Genomic DNA, 386 nt, shown 5'->3' with positions numbered 1-386 from the left:
GGCGTGGAAATGTTCCGCAAGCTGCTGGACCAAGGTCAAGCTGGCGACAACGTGGGTCTGCTGCTGCGCGGCACCAAGCGTGAAGACGTGGAACGCGGCCAAGTGCTGTGCAAGCCCGGCTCCATCAAGCCCCACACCAACTTCACTGCTGAAGTTTACGTGCTGTCGAAGGACGAAGGCGGTCGCCACACTCCCTTCTTCAACAACTACCGTCCCCAGTTCTACTTCCGTACAACTGACGTGACCGGCTCCATCGAACTGCCCGAAGGCAAGGAAATGGTGATGCCTGGCGATAACGTGTCGATCACTGTGAAGCTGATCTCCCCCATCGCCATGGAAGAAGGTCTGCGCTTCGCTATCCGCGAAGGTGGTCGTACTGTGGGCGC

1 protein-coding gene is annotated in these 386 nt (G+C 58.8%); it reads left to right on the top strand.

Translation table 11 applies throughout. The features are described 5' to 3' along the window. On the top strand, positions 1 to 386 hold a 386-nt coding region (locus tag AAIL66_RS24370; RefSeq protein ID WP_343497970.1), incomplete at both ends, for an EF-Tu/IF-2/RF-3 family GTPase.

The organism is Comamonas sp. F1-6 (assembly GCF_039581415.1).
In the GTDB taxonomy this organism is placed as follows: Bacteria; Pseudomonadota; Gammaproteobacteria; order Burkholderiales; family Burkholderiaceae_C; genus Comamonas; species Comamonas thiooxydans.
This window is presented reverse-complemented; position numbering and strand designations above follow the sequence as displayed.